Below are 14,132 nucleotides of genomic sequence, written 5' to 3' on the forward strand. Positions count from 1 at the left end.
CGTCGACTATCGTTATTTTTGCGCATCCGTTCCGCAGATAACACGCTGAATCTTATCCATCAGGGCACCCACGTAGTATACGCCCACCAGCATGGAAATTCCTACCTGCAGTCCAAGACTCCACAATGAAGTCGAGGTGTCTAAATTAAAGGTAAGCATGGCGATGGCCCAACCGGCCAGCCAGGAAGGCATAAAGAAAACCTTCGGCAGCCACTGGGAAATGAGCACCACCAGGAAACCCAGCACGAACAACGTCATAAACAGAGTCAGGTCCCTATTTAGGGTGGTATGAGCCATTATCAGAGAGCTGATGATTCCCCAAAGGTCTCCCGCCAGGTAACCTGCTGCGATTTTGAAGGCATCCTTAAAACTATTTCCGTTCGTGCCGTAGATTCCGGCCGCTATCAGCGCGATGGGACCTACTTTTACCCCGAAATAAGGAGAAGCCACGGCCCAGGCCGGCGGCAGAATTGCCACCAACAGGGCCAGTGTTAATATTTCTTTTTTCTTCATACGACTCCTCGGACTATCTCATCGTGATGTAGCCGTGGTACTGAGTCATATTGTCGGAACGAGCGATGTCGGACAGGAAGATTCCGGAGATTCCATAGGACTTCTTCAGATATGGGAAATCCTCGGTCTCCGCCCAATCCGGTTTTGCCACCTTCTGAGCCGCTTCCTTTGTGGCCTTCTGCCAAGCGCTTGGACTTGGGAACCACATTTCTACGACGCGGTCGAATTCGCAGTCATTGACGGACTTGATGATTTTGCTGGAGAGGCAGCGTGTCACTTCGTCCTGAGAGGTGTACGCCGGGATGAATTCTTCCTTCAGCCATTTATCCCCTTCTTCCATGGAGACACCATCCGGATAGCGAACCATGAACTGCCATCTGTAGTTCGGACCGTCTTCCACGGTTCTGCCTTCCCCCTTGAAGTCCTCTTCCCACCATACCGGGATAAAGGCAAATATGAACGGAACGGTGCCCAGGTTTTCATTTCCCTTAGTAGCTCTTGCATCGTCTCCTTCGAAGTTCATTTCGTCTGCGGAGCTGTTACCATCTGCCGGGTCCGGGAGGTTGTTCTGCCATACCAGTACATCCGGCGGAAAATACTCGGTCAATGCCTTGTGGTGTACGAATTCGTGAATATCGTTCGGATTTGCCAGCCAGTAATGTTCCGTCATCTGCATTCTTACCGTACCGAAACGCTCGCCGCCTTCCGGAACCGGCAGAGCTTGATAGAACGCATACTTGGATACGTAAGGTCCGAACTGAGAAATGCTGTCCGGAATATGGTATCTGTAGAGCCAGTTTTCCAGGTGAATTCTGTAATCTTCCTTTGCCAAATCTACATAGATCAGGCTGCGTACCGGATAAAAATCAGGTCTTTTCATTTTAAATATCCTCTCTTTCATATACAATACAGGATGCACACCTCGGGTACATCCTGTAATCAGCGTATCATATTTTTATGATATTTTAAAGCTGCACTAGAAGCTGGTCGGGATTTCCGGCATCGGTTCACCCACGATTGCACGGGACATTTTGTCGGCCGGTCCATTCCACAGCATTGCGATAATCAGCGTCGGAACATAACATGGAACGAATCCTCCCAGAACGGAAACGATATACATCTGGAAGGTGCCGCCTCCGAATACCAGCACGCCCACCGCGGTCATAATCAGGTCCAGAATTACTACGAATACCGCTGCAACGACGAGGTTCAGCAGTAAACCGAACTTGAACGTTCCCGGTTTCGAATGCTTGATGGCGAAATCAAATCCCCACTTCGGTGCCGGAAGAAAGTTCACAAAGAAAGTAATGACATAGGCGAGGATTGCCATACGGATGAACATCGGTGCGGCGAGATTTCCTGCCAACACGAGAGAAATCAGCGTAATGAGGATGCTCAGCGGCAAATCCATAATCAGCGCATACACAGCGGTTAGTTTTTTGCTCTTATGTACCATTTTTTCGTCCTCCAATATTTTGTATGGTTGTTAAAAACAAAACGTATTATTATGGTTATATTTTACCCACAATAATACGTTTTGTATAATGCTTATTTTTTCATGTAATGAATAACCGATTGTTTATGAATGACGAGATCTTACCACATCTTCCAGCAGCTCTGTGAGGAACAATGTTTGCTCATTCACGCCTTCTTTCATTCGGGTCACACATATCTCATCAACAGCCTCCAATTCAATGTATCGGAGGGTTGGAGAGTGGATGCACCACACCCAATCGTCCACAATGGCCACGCCCATGTTGTTACGAACGCAAGTAATCACGGATTCGCTGTTGTGAACGAATTCAATTTCCGGAGTAAATCCGTAAGGTTCGCAATAGGTCGCAAGCAACCGGGTAATCATCTTTCCTACAATCTCCCAAGGGGCAAAAAACTTCTCGTGGCGAAAATCCGATGGATTCACGTCCGGAGCTCCGGCATGCTCATTCGCCGGAGAATAAATCAGAAGCTTTCGAGTTGTCGCCACCGTATTTTGATACAATTCATTAAAATCCGTCAGCGAATTCTTCATTGTAAGAGCAACCTGTATATTGTCGGTAAGAAGAAGTGTTGTTAATTCTTTTACACCGCAGCAATCAATGGCCAATCTCGTATTGGGATACTTATCGTGAAATCGTTGCAGCACCTCCGGCAGGATTTCGGCCAAATCCCATCCTTCCATGAAACCCACATGTATAACTTCCGGGTCCTGTTGCTGCAGCGCCGCGGCCTTGTACATGGTATCCCGAAGTTCCTTTTTATATTCCCGGAAGAATTCGTAATACAGTTCGCCTGCTTTCGTGAGGGTCGTCTTCTTGTTGTTTCGAATGAACAGTTTTACTCCCAGCTCTTTTTCCATCAGGGAAATCTGTTTGGAGATAGCCGGTTGAGACACGAAAAGTTCTTCGGATGTTTTCGTGAAGCTGAGATTGGTTGCCACTGCCATAAAATAGTCAATCTGTAAATCGTTCATCAGCGATTCTCCTCTTCTCCCTAAGAAAAAAGCAGCTGCAAAAGAGCTGCTTTTTTAGTTCATTTTCTTCGATATTAATGGTGGAACAGACGGAATCCGTTATAGCACATAACCATTCCGTATTTGTTGCATGCCTCCAGAACCAGGTCGTCTCTGGTGGATCCTCCCGGCTGTACAATATATTTGGCACCGCTGGCCTTCGCCCGGTCGATGTTATCCGCAAACGGGAAGAACGCATCCGACGCCAAAGTCACACCGTCCACCTTGTCCAGGAGCTGGCGCTTCTCTTCCAGCGTAAACGGTTCCGGTTTGGTCTCGAAGAGTTCCGTCCAGTCGATGTCTACGTTTGCTTCCGGCGTATCCTCCATTGCGATGTATCGATCGATAAAATTATCTTTGTTCGGACGGCGAGTTCCGGCTTTCCACGGGAGGTTCAGAACCTTATCCGTGAGGCGCAGCTGCCAGTTATCCGCTTTGCTTCCGGCAAGTCTGGTGCAGTGCACTCTGGACTGCTGTCCCGCACCGATGCCGATGGTCTGACCGTCGTAAGCGAAGGCAACGGAATTGGACTGAGTATACTTCAGTGCAATCAATGCAATCAGCATATCTTCCTTCGCCTCATCCGGCAGCTCTTTGTTCTCGGTCACGATGTTCTCGAGACAAGACGGCTCAATCTTTAAGTCGTTATGCTTCTGTGTAAAGGTCACGCCGAATACCTGCTTCTCTTCCATTTCCGGTGCTTCGTAAGCGGGATCGATTTGCAGAATCAGGTAGTTGCCCTTCTTCTTCTGCTTCAGAATCTCCAGCGCTTCTTCCGTATATCCCGGAGCGATAACGCCGTCAGACACCTCTCTCTTGATGAGCCGCGCACAGGTTGCGTCGCAGACATCGCTGAGGGAGATAAAATCGCCGAAAGAGCTCATGCGATCCGTGCCTCTGGCACGAGCATACGCAGTGGCGATTTCGGAATCATCCAGTCCTTCGATGTCATCCACGAAGCACGCCTTCTTCAGACGATCGCTCATCTTCCGGCCGATGGCGGCGGAAGTTGGGCTGACATGCTTAAAGGATGTAGCGGCCGCTTTGCCGGTCGCTTCGTGAATTTCTTTTACCAGTTGCCAGCCATTCAAAGCGTCCAGCAGATTGATGTATCCCGGTCTTCCATTGAGAACCTCAAAAGGAAGTTCGCTGTCATCCTTCATGGATACGAAAGCCGGCTTCTGATTCGGATTGCATCCGTATTTCAATTCGATTTGTTTCATCGCTTGTGTTCCTCCATCCGTGTTATATGATTCCTACAGGTTGATTTCCGTGCTGATGTTTTCATGCGGATGTCTGCGAACGATTGGATCGATTACATCCTGGACGAACTCGGTTACCTGGGAAGGGCATCTTCCCACGTACAGGGAAGGGTTCAGGCTGGCACGAATTTCCTCTTCGGAAAGGTCGAAGTCCGGATCGTTGGCAATCAGCTCGATGAGGTTGTTGCTGAGTCCGTCTCTCTTTACGCGAAGTGTCGCTTCGTGAGAGTGAACACGAATTCTCTCGTGGAGTTCCTGACGGTTTCCACCCTTCTTTACGGCTTCCATCATAATGTTCTCGGTTGCGATAAACGGCAGCTTCTCCATCACTCTGGATTCAATAACCTTCGGATATACCACCATGTCGCTGCTGATGTTGATGAACAGGTTCAGAATACCGTCCACTGCCAGGAACGCTTCCGGTACGGAAATTCTCTTGTTGGCAGAATCGTCCAGCGTTCTTTCGAACCACTGAGTCGCAGCGGTGATTGCCGGGTTCAGGGAATCGATCATGACATAACGCGCCAGAGAAGTGATTCTCTCCGAACGCATCGGGTTTCTCTTGTACGGCATTGCCGAAGAACCAATCTGATGCTCTTCGAACGGTTCCTCCATTTCACCAAAGGACTGAAGAATTCTCATATCGTTGGAGAACTTGGATGCAGTCTGAGCGATGCCGGAAAGTGTGGAAAGCACGTTGTAATCCACCTTTCTGGAGTAGGTCTGACCGGAAACCGGAACGCATCCGGCAAATCCGAAATCTTCCGCAATCAGCTGATCCAGTTTCTTTACTTTCTCCTCATCATTCTCGAAGAGATCCATAAAGCTTGCCTGAGTACCGGTGGTTCCCTTGGAACCCAGCATCCGCAGATCTTCCAGACGACGCTCCAGCTCGACGATATCCATTGCCAGTTCGTACATCCACAGGGTCGCTCTCTTGCCCACGGTGGTCAGCTGTGCCGGCTGCAGGTGGGTATATCCCAGGCATGGCAAATCTTTGTACTCGATGGCAAAACGAGTAAGGTTCAGTTCCACCTGAATGGCTTTCTCCAGAATCAGCTTCAGCGCATCTCTCATGAGAAGAATATCGGTGTTGTCGCCAACGTAGCAGGATGTTGCACCCAGATGGATAATCGGCTCTGCCTTCGGGCAGCGCTTGCCATATGCATAAACGTGGCTCATAACATCGTGACGAACTTCTTTTTCTCTGGCTTCCGCCACCTCAAAGTCGACGATATCCTTATTTTCCACCATCTCATCAATCTGTTCCTGGGTGATGTTCAGTCCCAGCTCTTTCTCTGCCTTTGCCAGGGCAATCCACAGTTCGTGCCATGTGGTGAATTTCTTCTGCTCGGAGAAAATGTACTTCATCTCTTTGCTGGCGTATCTTGAAGAAAGTGGCGATTTATATTCCATCTTATTATCCATGCTAGTCTCCCATTCTCTTGTTCAGAATACGAACGTCCTTTTCGTTGGTGTCCATATCAATCATCATTGTGCAAAGCGAAATCTTGTTATCCTCGTTGAGCCTCTTCCAGATGGTTTCGGTGAATACATCCAAATCCTCCGGAATCTCCACTTTCCAAGGTTCTCCCTCGAATGTCGGCAGCGGAGTGGCATTCCCCTCATAGGTGTGGATGAAACGAGCGGTTCCGTCCACCGGCGCATATTCATAGAAATAACGGCCGCATTCCTTGCCGATACCGTCGATATTCTTCAGGATGCTCATCTTGAACGTGCCATCCGTCATATCCACGATTCCGCTGATTCTAGGGGTAAAATGAGGTTCGTCCGGCTCAAACTCCCGAGTACGCAGAGCGGATTCGAAAGTACCTCCCTGATTCAGATGTTCTTCTACGGTATCCGTCTGATCTCCATTGGTAACAATCAGCTGATTTCCAACGGTCTTTACCGGATAATAGATGATTAAGGTCGGGTCCTCCAGCTTTGCCGGATCGTACGGTGCAATTGCCACCTTGTCCCCCTCCTGATAGAAGTAACGGTTTCGGCTGTTTTCGCTTCTTCCCATGATAAAATAGGCAACAGCAATCCGACGGCCGCTTGTGCCGATCATAATGCCTCTGCCCCAGTAATCATTGGAAGAGAGAAAACTCAGATCATGATTTTTGACTTTACTTTCCATTTTTCACCCTGTCCATATAACTCTGTAAAATAATAATAGCAGCTTGCTTATCAACAACTTCTTTACGGGATTTCCGCTTCATATTCGCTTCCATCAGCACCCGTTCGGCAATAACGGTGGTAAAACGTTCATCCTGCCATTCCACCTTGACGTCAGCCATTCCGGAGCTGCGCATCTTGTTCTCCAGCATGGTTCGGAATTCACGTACCTTCTCGGTCTGTACGCTGTCGGAGCCATCCAGATTAATCGGAAGACCCATTACCACGGTATCACAATCGTATTCCCGAACATAATCCATCACCTTGCCGGCATCCTTTCGAATGCCGACACGGTCTATGGTAGTTACGCCCTGGGCGGTGATATCTAATTCGTCGCTTACGGCAACGCCGATGGTCTTATCTCCTACATCCAGTCCTAGTTTTCGCATTACTTCTTCTCAACTCCCAGATAGCTGGTGAGAATCTCTTCCAGAAGATCGTCTCGATCTACCTTGAGGATGAGATGTCTGGCATTGTTGTGGCTGGTGATGTAGGAAGGGTCTCCGGATGTGAGATACCCCACCATCTGGTCGATGGCATTGTAATTCCTTTCCTGCAGCGCATTGTAGATGGTTTCCAGAATCTCACGGTTGGTCATCTGTTGTTCGTTGATTCCCTCGAAAACTACTGTATCTTTACTCATAGCAATACCTCCTTACTGAACCGCAATGAGTTCTTCCGCTTTTGCAAAAGCATCTTCCAATTTTGAAGCATCTTTCGCACCGGCCTGTGCCATTCCGGCCTTGCCGCCGCCACCGCCGCCGGCAACTTTCGCCACTTCCTTAATGATTTTTCCGGCGTGATATCCCTTGGATACCAGGTCTTCGCTGACCGATGCAATCAGAATAATCTTTCCGTCGTTCACTGCGGCGAATACCATTACAACGTTATCGGTGTGCTCCTTAATCGCGTCGGACATCTCTCGGAGCTGGTCCGCATCGGTGTTGTCAAAACGCTTCGTAATCAATTTGACGCCGTTCACATCCTTTGCCGAAGCAATGATGGCATCCACGGAGCCGGCAATCTGATCTGCTTTCAAGGCTTTCAGCTCTTTTTCCAGATCCCGGTTGTCCTGAAGCAGCTGTTCCGCTCTCTTTGGAAGATCCTTTTCGCCGGTCTTCAATACCGTCGCAGCTTCTTCCAGAATTGCTGCCTTTGCATCCAGATACTGAATCACCTGGGATCCGGTGACGGCTTCCACCCGTCGAACGCCGGAAGCCACGCCATACTCTGCGGTAATCTTGAATGCGCCAATCTTTCCGGTGTTATCCAAATGGGTACCACCGCAGAATTCTACGCTGTAATCTCCCATGCTGACTACCCGAACGATGTCGCCGTATTTTTCACCGAACAGGGCCATTGCGCCCATCTTTTTCGCTTCTTCAATCGGCATTTCCTGCATCTGAATCGGCAGGAATTCGTCGATGTGTGCATTGACAATATCTTCTACCTTTCGGATTTCTTCTCCCGTCATTGCCTCGAAGTGGTTAAAGTCAAATCGCAGGTAATTTTCATCCACATAGGATCCGGCCTGCATGACGTGGTCGCCCAATACATCCCGAAGCGCCTGTTGCAGCAGGTGGGTAGCGCTGTGCCCTCTGGAGATGCGATTCCGCTTTACGGAGTCGATTTTCAAGGTCACCCGGTCGCCTTCGGATACTGCATCCATTTTTTTGCTGTCATCGGCGTCCACAACGTGGAGGAAGATGCCGTTTTCTTTTACCACATCCACGATGTGATACTTCGCTTCACCTGCCGTTACGATTCCCGTGTCGTGGAGCTGGCCGCCGCTGGTTGCATAGAACGGTGTGCGGTTGAAAATCAGGAATTTGCGCTCCCGGTCATAGGAACCGCAGAACTGAACCTCTGCCTCTGCTTCGGTCTCGGTATAACCCAGAAATTCCGTTGCCGGAAGATGGGAGTACGCACCCGCATCCTTCCACGCTTCATCCGAGGTATCTCTCTGACCGGCTCTGGCGGTTTCCTTCTGGTTTGCCATGCTCTGGCGGAAGCCTTCCATATCCGGGGTCTTTCCGTTCTCTGCCAGGATTTCTTCAGTGAGCTCAATCGGGAATCCATAAGTATCGTACAACTTGAATGCCAATTCTCCGGCCAGAACCTTCTCGCCCTTGGCATCCATATCGCTCATATAATCGTTGAGAATGGAGAGCCCGTTCGCCAGAGTTTTGGAGAACTGGGACTCTTCGTTCCGGATGATTTTCTTGATGTATTCCTGCTTCTCCACCAGTTCCGGATAAGCGCCACCGGACACCTCAATCACCTTATCGGCCAGCTCTGCCAGGAAGTCATCCTGATTGATTCCGAGAATCATTCCGTTTCTTGCCGCACGGCGGATCAGTCTCCGAAGTACATAACCGCGGCCCTCGTTGCTCGGCAGGATACCATCGGAAATCATGAATACCATGGATCTCAGGTGGTCGGTAACGATTCGCAGACTGATGTCATTCTGTTCGCTGCCCTGCTCGTACTTCACTCCGGCCTTCTCAGCGACCGCATTCAGAATGTGGCGGATGGTGTCGATATCGAAGATGGAGTCCACACCCTGCATGATGCAGGCCATACGTTCCAGCCCCATTCCGGTATCAATGTTCTTATGTGCCAGGTCTGAATAGCTCCCGTCTTCCTCCTTGGAAAACTGGGAGAATACGTGGTTCCAGAATTCAATATAACGGTCACAGTCGCAGCCCGGTTTGCAATCCGGTTTGCCGCAGCCGTACTTCTCGCCTCTGTCAAAGAAGATTTCGGAGCAAGGACCGCACGGACCCAGACCGATTTCCCAGAAGTTGTCGTCTTTGCCCAGGCGGACAATGTGATCTTCCGGCATGCCCAATTTAACCCAGATGTCGTGGGCTTCGTCATCGTCCTGATATACAGTTGCCCATACTCGATCCTTCGGCATCTTGAGCCACTCCGTAATGAATTCCCATCCCCAGGTGAGACTCTGCTCTTTAAAGTAATCTCCGAAGCTGAAGTTGCCCAGCATTTCGAAGAACGTACCGTGTCTTGCCGTCTTTCCGACATTATCAATGTCTCCGGTACGGATGCATTTCTGACAGGTAGTCATGCGCTTCGAAGGCGGGGTTTCCACTCCGGCAAAATACGGTTTCAGCGGTGCCATTCCCGAGTTGATAATCAGAAGACTCTTGTCATTCTGAGGAATCAAAGAAGCACTCTTTCCGGCGTAATGACCCTTGCTGACAAAGAAATCTCTGAATAAATCTCGTATTTCATTCAGACCTAAATTTTCCATTGAATCTCTCCTATATATAAATATTCATTTCATTATATAATATTCACAAAAGACTTTCAAGAAATCCCGCCCATATTTTAAAAGGTTTCCGCGGTTTCTCCTACTTTTGCCGTATCATTGTTTTATATCAAAAATTTATTGCAAAAGGGTTCCGCTTGTGCTAACATTATAAAGCTATGATTGAAATATGGAGAGGTACCCAAGAGGCTGAAGGGACTGGCTTCGAATACCAGCAGGCGGGTAATTCCCGTGCGGGGGTTCAAATCCCCCTCTCTCCGCCATGCCCTGCGTGTGCAGGGCTTTTTTTATAGGGAATTATTATTCCATCTTTCGCCATTGTTCCGCTCCTTCATGATTCCTCCGGCATATCTTACATAGGAAGCTTATCTTCTAATTTTAATATATGGCTATTCATTTTTCCATATTTTGCAAGCATTTTCATGAATCCTTTACCGGTAAAATTGATATTTGCAGATCCGCAAACTTTACCTAGGAAGTAACGCTTGCGATGATCGGAACGCAGACGCCGTGCAGCATTGAAAAAGGCAGAAATTAGAGTGGCCGCTGGGTCGGATTGTGAAGTTGGTGTGAAACGTTATGCAGATTGGGTCTGAATTTCCGAAAATGCACAACACTTCACGGGAACTTCATAATGCATGAGATGACATACCGTCTTCCTCTCTCTTATTTTCTATTAATTTTTCCCGGGAAAAATGATATACTGAACTAGATATCCCGAGGGATTTCACTATACACATACGAAAGGATTTATTATGAATCAGGAAATAAAAAATCGGGAGGATATTGCCCCTTCCTATAAATGGAATATTGAAAAGATGTATCCGGATGAGTCCAAGTGGGAATCCGATCTGAAAGAAGCTTTGGAAGAGGCAAACGCCATCGCAGAGCTTCAGGGTCACCTGACGGAATCCCCGGAGCAGCTTCTGCATGGGCTGAATCTGTATGCGGCTGCCACACGGAAAGCGGAATACGCATTCGTCTATTCCAGAATGAAGCACGATGAAGACAACGGAAACTCTAAATACACCGGCATGAATAACAAAGCTATGTCGGTATTGGCGCAGCTGTCTTCGAAAACGGCTTTCATCATTCCGGAGATTCTCTCCGCCCCGGAGGGCCGCATTGAAGAGTTCGTTGAAGCCAATGATGAGCTGAAACTGTATCGCTATATGCTGGAGACTATCCTCCGAGGCAAACCTCACACCCTTTCTGCGGCAGAGGAACGGATTATTTCCTCCCTGAGCGAAGCATTGGATGCACCGGATGAAGCCTACTCCATGCTGACGGATGCGGATATGACTTTCGGTACCGTAATGGATGCCGGCGGAAACGAAATTCCGTTGACCCACGGCAACTTTATCACCCTGATGGAATCGGAGAATCCGTCGGTTCGGAAGGCTGCCTTTGAGACCCTGTACCGCCGATATCGGGAATACAACAACACGATTTCTACGCTCTATAATTACAACGTAAAAAAAGATGTGATACTGTCCGGATTGCGGAACTACTCTTCCGCCCTGTCGGCCGCCCTCTCTCCGGAGAACATCCCGGAAAGCGTGTATCACAATCTGATTCACGCCGTGCACGAGGCGCTTCCGGCAATGCACCGGTACGTGGCGGCTCGAAAGAAGGCGCTGAAGCTGGATTCGCTCCACATGTATGATGTGTACACGCCGCTGGTCTCCCTTCCGGAGAAACATTACACCTTTGAAGAGGCAGTGGACATCGCTTGCGAAGCACTGAAGCCTCTGGGAGAAGATTACGTCTCCACCCTGCGAACCGGAATTCTGGAAGAGCGCTGGGTGGACATTATGGAGAACAAGGGAAAGACTTCCGGTGCTTACAGCTTCGGAGTATATGACAGCGATCCGTACATCCTTATGAATTTCAAAGGCACTTTGAAGGATATCTTTACCTTGGTGCACGAAGGCGGACACTCCATGCACTCCTGGTATACCCGGAAGACGCAGCCGTATATCTACGGCGAGCATTCTATTTTTACGGCGGAAGTGGCCAGCACGGTGAACGAAACGCTGCTCATCCACTATCTGCTGCAGAATACGGATTCCCCGGAGATGCGGAAATACCTCATCAATTTCTATATTGACGAGTTTAAGTCCACCCTGTTCCGCCAGACGATGTTCGCGGAATTTGAGTGGAAAGCGCATCAGATGGCAGAAGCCGGCGAACCGCTGACAGCAGAGCTTTTGGACAGCACCTATGAGAAGCTGAACCAAGAATACTTCGGACCGGATATGGATTCCGACGAATTCATCCAATACGAATGGTCCCGGATTCCCCACTTCTTCCGCTCTTTCTACGTGTTCCAATACGCCACCGGATATTCCGCAGCCAATGCACTGGCGAACCGGATTCTCAGGGAAGGGGCACCGGCAGTTGCGGACTATCGGAAGTTCCTCACCTTGGGGGATTCCATGGATCCAATCGATTTGCTGAAGATTGCGGGCGTGGATATGAGCACGGAAGAACCGGTGAGAAGCGCACTGGACACCTTCGCCCGGTTGGTGGATGAACTGATTCGGGAAATCTAAGAAAAGTACTCAGTAAAAAGGAGAAAATGGGATGAAAAAACTGGATCGAAAGAAAATATATATCTATCAAAATGATGTACCGAAATCCTACGAGGCGCGTCAGCAGTTCACCGATGAGGTGACGAAGCGTGGCTACACCATCGTGGATTCCTACGATGAAACCGTGGGGCTGATTACCTGCATCGGCGGAGACGGGACCTTTCTGCGGTTGGTACACGCCTGCGATTTCCCAACCAGCCCGATTATCGGCATCAATACGGGGCATCTGGGATTCTTCCAGGAAATTCTGCCGGAGGATATTTCCGGCTTCCTGGATTCCTACGAGAAACAGGAATACACCTTGCAGAGTATCTGGCCCATCGATGCAATCATCGACACGGTGAACGGAACCTATCAGCTTCGGGGCGTGAACGAAATCGTCATTCGAGGTCCTCACACCCACCTCACCCACCTGGGCATCGAAATCGACGGTTCCCTGGTACAGGAATTCTACGGAGACGGGCTGCTGGTTTCCACCTCCATGGGATCCACCGCCTACAACTATGCTTTGGGCGGTGCCATCATTCCTCCGCAGCTGGATGCGCTGCAGATCACCCCAATCGCACCGTCCAACACCAATGCTTACCGATGCTTTCGTTCCAGCATCCTCTATCCGGCCAACATGACCATGCGTATGACGCCGATTAAGCGGAGCTGCGGCGACACGTTGGAAATCATCGTGGACGGCTTCGACTACCTCTACGAAGAGGTGCAGAAAATCACCATCAATCGTTCCGGCGCCGGCCTTCATCTGGTTCGGTTCCACGATTACAACTATTGGACGAAGCTGAAGAGCAAACTTCTATAACATCAAAGGAATTATATAGGAATAAAAATATGTCAAATTACAGTCATAGGGTAACCGAGGAAGAAGAACGGGAGGATTTGACCATTAATCAAATTCTTCGCCGCAATTTTAAATTTTCCAGCCGCTTCAAGACCAAGATTAAGTTTCAGAAGCTGGTGGATCTGAACGGAGAGCAGTCTCCCGGATATTTAAGACCTAAGGCGGGAGATGAAATTGTGGTTCGCCTTCCGGAGGAAACCAGCGATTTTCCCATGGAAGATATCCCCGTTTCTCCCTTGTATGAGGATGAAGATATCCTGATTATCGACAAGCAGCCGGGCGTAACGGTGCACCCCACCAAGGGACATCCCAGCCACACATTGGCTAACGGCATCATGAAATACATGCACGATACGGATCAATCCTTCAAGATTCGCTTTGCCAATCGCCTGGATATGGATACCAGCGGAATCGTTATTGTCGCAAAGAACGCCAACTCGCAGAACGATATTTCCCACCAGATGCGGAATCAGACCACGGTGAAGAAATATCGGGCGGTCGTATTGGGAGATATAAAAGAAGAATTCTTTACCATCGACCTTCCTATTGGCCGTCCGTTCGAGGATCAGGTGCAACGCAGCGTCATGGCGGAAGGCGGAAAGGATGCGGTAACGGATGTACAGGTCCTGGAACACTTCGGAGACCGCTATACCCTGGTGGAGTTGACGCTTCACACGGGAAGGACCCATCAGATTCGGGTACACCTGTCCCACATCGGGCACCCCATTGCCGGCGATCAGCTGTACGGCGGGGAAGATCCTCATATTCAGCGGCAGGCGCTTCACTCCTGTTATCTGAAATTCCTCCATCCCATGAGCCATGAGCCTTTGGAAATTCAATCCAAGCTGCCGGAAGATATCCAAAGATGCATTACGGAAATCAAAAACGAGTCCGAACATTAATCGGGCTCGTTTACTCATATATGCGATAGTTCTTT

The 14,132-nt window shown here is 49.3% G+C and carries 13 protein-coding genes and 1 tRNA gene; 4 read left to right on the top strand and 10 right to left on the bottom strand.

Annotated elements, in window-relative coordinates; translation table 11 throughout:
• Positions 1-12: 12 nt before the first annotated feature.
• The 10 genes from FYJ65_RS01610 to alaS all read right to left on the bottom strand — a co-directional run bounded on the left by FYJ65_RS01610 (position 13) and on the right by alaS (position 9,736).
• A complete protein-coding gene (locus tag FYJ65_RS01610; RefSeq protein ID WP_154553604.1) occupies positions 13-513 on the bottom strand; it encodes a DUF1097 domain-containing protein in 501 nt (166 codons plus the stop codon).
• Between the two features lie 13 nt (positions 514-526).
• On the bottom strand, positions 527-1,393 hold the full coding sequence (locus FYJ65_RS01615) for an acetyl-CoA hydrolase (RefSeq protein ID WP_154553605.1): 867 nt from the start codon (positions 1,391-1,393) through the stop codon (positions 527-529).
• A gap of 96 nt (positions 1,394-1,489) precedes the next feature.
• Entirely contained in the window at positions 1,490-1,969 is a 480-nt protein-coding gene (locus FYJ65_RS01620) for a hypothetical protein (protein ID WP_154553606.1), read from the bottom strand.
• A gap of 123 nt (positions 1,970-2,092) precedes the next feature.
• The gene (locus FYJ65_RS01625; protein WP_154553607.1) at positions 2,093-2,983 is read right to left on the bottom strand and encodes a LysR family transcriptional regulator; all 891 of its coding nucleotides are present in this window, start codon (positions 2,981-2,983) and stop codon (positions 2,093-2,095) included.
• A gap of 74 nt (positions 2,984-3,057) precedes the next feature.
• Positions 3,058-4,245 (bottom strand): phosphoribosylaminoimidazolecarboxamide formyltransferase, encoded by a 1,188-nt coding sequence (locus FYJ65_RS01630; RefSeq protein WP_154553608.1) that lies wholly within the window; start codon positions 4,243-4,245, stop codon positions 3,058-3,060.
• A 33-nt stretch (positions 4,246-4,278) separates the two neighbouring features.
• Positions 4,279-5,712, bottom strand: coding sequence for an adenylosuccinate lyase (gene purB / locus FYJ65_RS01635; protein WP_206157263.1), 1,434 nt, complete (start codon positions 5,710-5,712; stop codon positions 4,279-4,281).
• Position 5,713: 1 nt separating this feature from the next.
• Positions 5,714-6,427, bottom strand: coding sequence for an IMP cyclohydrolase (locus FYJ65_RS01640; RefSeq protein ID WP_154553609.1), 714 nt, complete (start codon positions 6,425-6,427; stop codon positions 5,714-5,716).
• On the bottom strand, positions 6,417-6,854 hold the full coding sequence (ruvX, locus tag FYJ65_RS01645; protein ID WP_154553610.1) for a Holliday junction resolvase RuvX: 438 nt from the start codon (positions 6,852-6,854) through the stop codon (positions 6,417-6,419). The genes FYJ65_RS01640 and ruvX overlap by 11 nt, the downstream gene beginning before the upstream one ends.
• Complete coding sequence (locus FYJ65_RS01650) at positions 6,854-7,108, bottom strand: IreB family regulatory phosphoprotein (protein WP_154553611.1); 255 nt, start codon at positions 7,106-7,108, stop codon at positions 6,854-6,856. Before FYJ65_RS01650 ends, ruvX begins: the two co-directional genes overlap by 1 nt.
• 12 nt (positions 7,109-7,120) lie before the next feature.
• Positions 7,121-9,736: an alanine--tRNA ligase gene (gene alaS, locus FYJ65_RS01655; RefSeq protein ID WP_154553612.1), complete on the bottom strand. Its 2,616-nt coding sequence runs from the start codon at positions 9,734-9,736 to the stop codon at positions 7,121-7,123.
• A 189-nt stretch (positions 9,737-9,925) separates the two neighbouring features.
• Here alaS and FYJ65_RS01660 point away from each other — a divergent pair.
• From FYJ65_RS01660 to FYJ65_RS01675, 4 genes are all read left to right on the top strand, one after another.
• A tRNA-Ser gene (locus FYJ65_RS01660) sits at positions 9,926-10,017 on the top strand.
• Between the two features lie 492 nt (positions 10,018-10,509).
• Complete coding sequence (pepF, locus tag FYJ65_RS01665) at positions 10,510-12,309, top strand: oligoendopeptidase F (RefSeq protein WP_154553613.1); 1,800 nt, start codon at positions 10,510-10,512, stop codon at positions 12,307-12,309.
• A gap of 31 nt (positions 12,310-12,340) precedes the next feature.
• Complete coding sequence (locus FYJ65_RS01670) at positions 12,341-13,156, top strand: NAD(+)/NADH kinase (RefSeq protein ID WP_154553614.1); 816 nt, start codon at positions 12,341-12,343, stop codon at positions 13,154-13,156.
• 29 nt (positions 13,157-13,185) lie between these two features.
• A complete protein-coding gene (locus FYJ65_RS01675; protein WP_154553615.1) occupies positions 13,186-14,097 on the top strand; it encodes an RluA family pseudouridine synthase in 912 nt (303 codons plus the stop codon).
• Positions 14,098-14,132: the final 35 nt, after the last annotated feature.

The organism is Mogibacterium kristiansenii (assembly GCF_009695905.1).
Lineage (GTDB): Bacteria > Bacillota > Clostridia > Peptostreptococcales > Anaerovoracaceae > Mogibacterium_A > Mogibacterium_A kristiansenii.

Excerpts from the sequence above, each read along its gene's own strand:
- FYJ65_RS01675 (WP_154553615.1), top strand. The coding sequence starts at position 13,186 with ATGTCAAATTACAGTCATAGGGTAACCGAGGAAGAAGAACGGGAGGAT.
- pepF (WP_154553613.1), top strand. The coding sequence starts at position 10,510 with ATGAATCAGGAAATAAAAAATCGGGAGGATATTGCCCCTTCCTATAAA.
- purB (WP_206157263.1), bottom strand. The coding sequence starts at position 5,712 with ATGGATAATAAGATGGAATATAAATCGCCACTTTCTTCAAGATACGCC.
- FYJ65_RS01615 (WP_154553605.1), bottom strand. The coding sequence starts at position 1,393 with ATGAAAAGACCTGATTTTTATCCGGTACGCAGCCTGATCTATGTAGAT.
- FYJ65_RS01630 (WP_154553608.1), bottom strand. The coding sequence starts at position 4,245 with ATGAAACAAATCGAATTGAAATACGGATGCAATCCGAATCAGAAGCCG.
- FYJ65_RS01625 (WP_154553607.1), bottom strand. The coding sequence starts at position 2,983 with ATGAACGATTTACAGATTGACTATTTTATGGCAGTGGCAACCAATCTC.
- FYJ65_RS01610 (WP_154553604.1), bottom strand. The coding sequence starts at position 513 with ATGAAGAAAAAAGAAATATTAACACTGGCCCTGTTGGTGGCAATTCTG.
- FYJ65_RS01670 (WP_154553614.1), top strand. The coding sequence starts at position 12,341 with ATGAAAAAACTGGATCGAAAGAAAATATATATCTATCAAAATGATGTA.
- ruvX (WP_154553610.1), bottom strand. The coding sequence starts at position 6,854 with ATGCGAAAACTAGGACTGGATGTAGGAGATAAGACCATCGGCGTTGCC.
- FYJ65_RS01620 (WP_154553606.1), bottom strand. The coding sequence starts at position 1,969 with ATGGTACATAAGAGCAAAAAACTAACCGCTGTGTATGCGCTGATTATG.
- alaS (WP_154553612.1), bottom strand. The coding sequence starts at position 9,736 with ATGGAAAATTTAGGTCTGAATGAAATACGAGATTTATTCAGAGATTTC.
- FYJ65_RS01650 (WP_154553611.1), bottom strand. The coding sequence starts at position 7,108 with ATGAGTAAAGATACAGTAGTTTTCGAGGGAATCAACGAACAACAGATG.
- FYJ65_RS01640 (WP_154553609.1), bottom strand. The coding sequence starts at position 6,427 with ATGGAAAGTAAAGTCAAAAATCATGATCTGAGTTTTCTCTCTTCCAAT.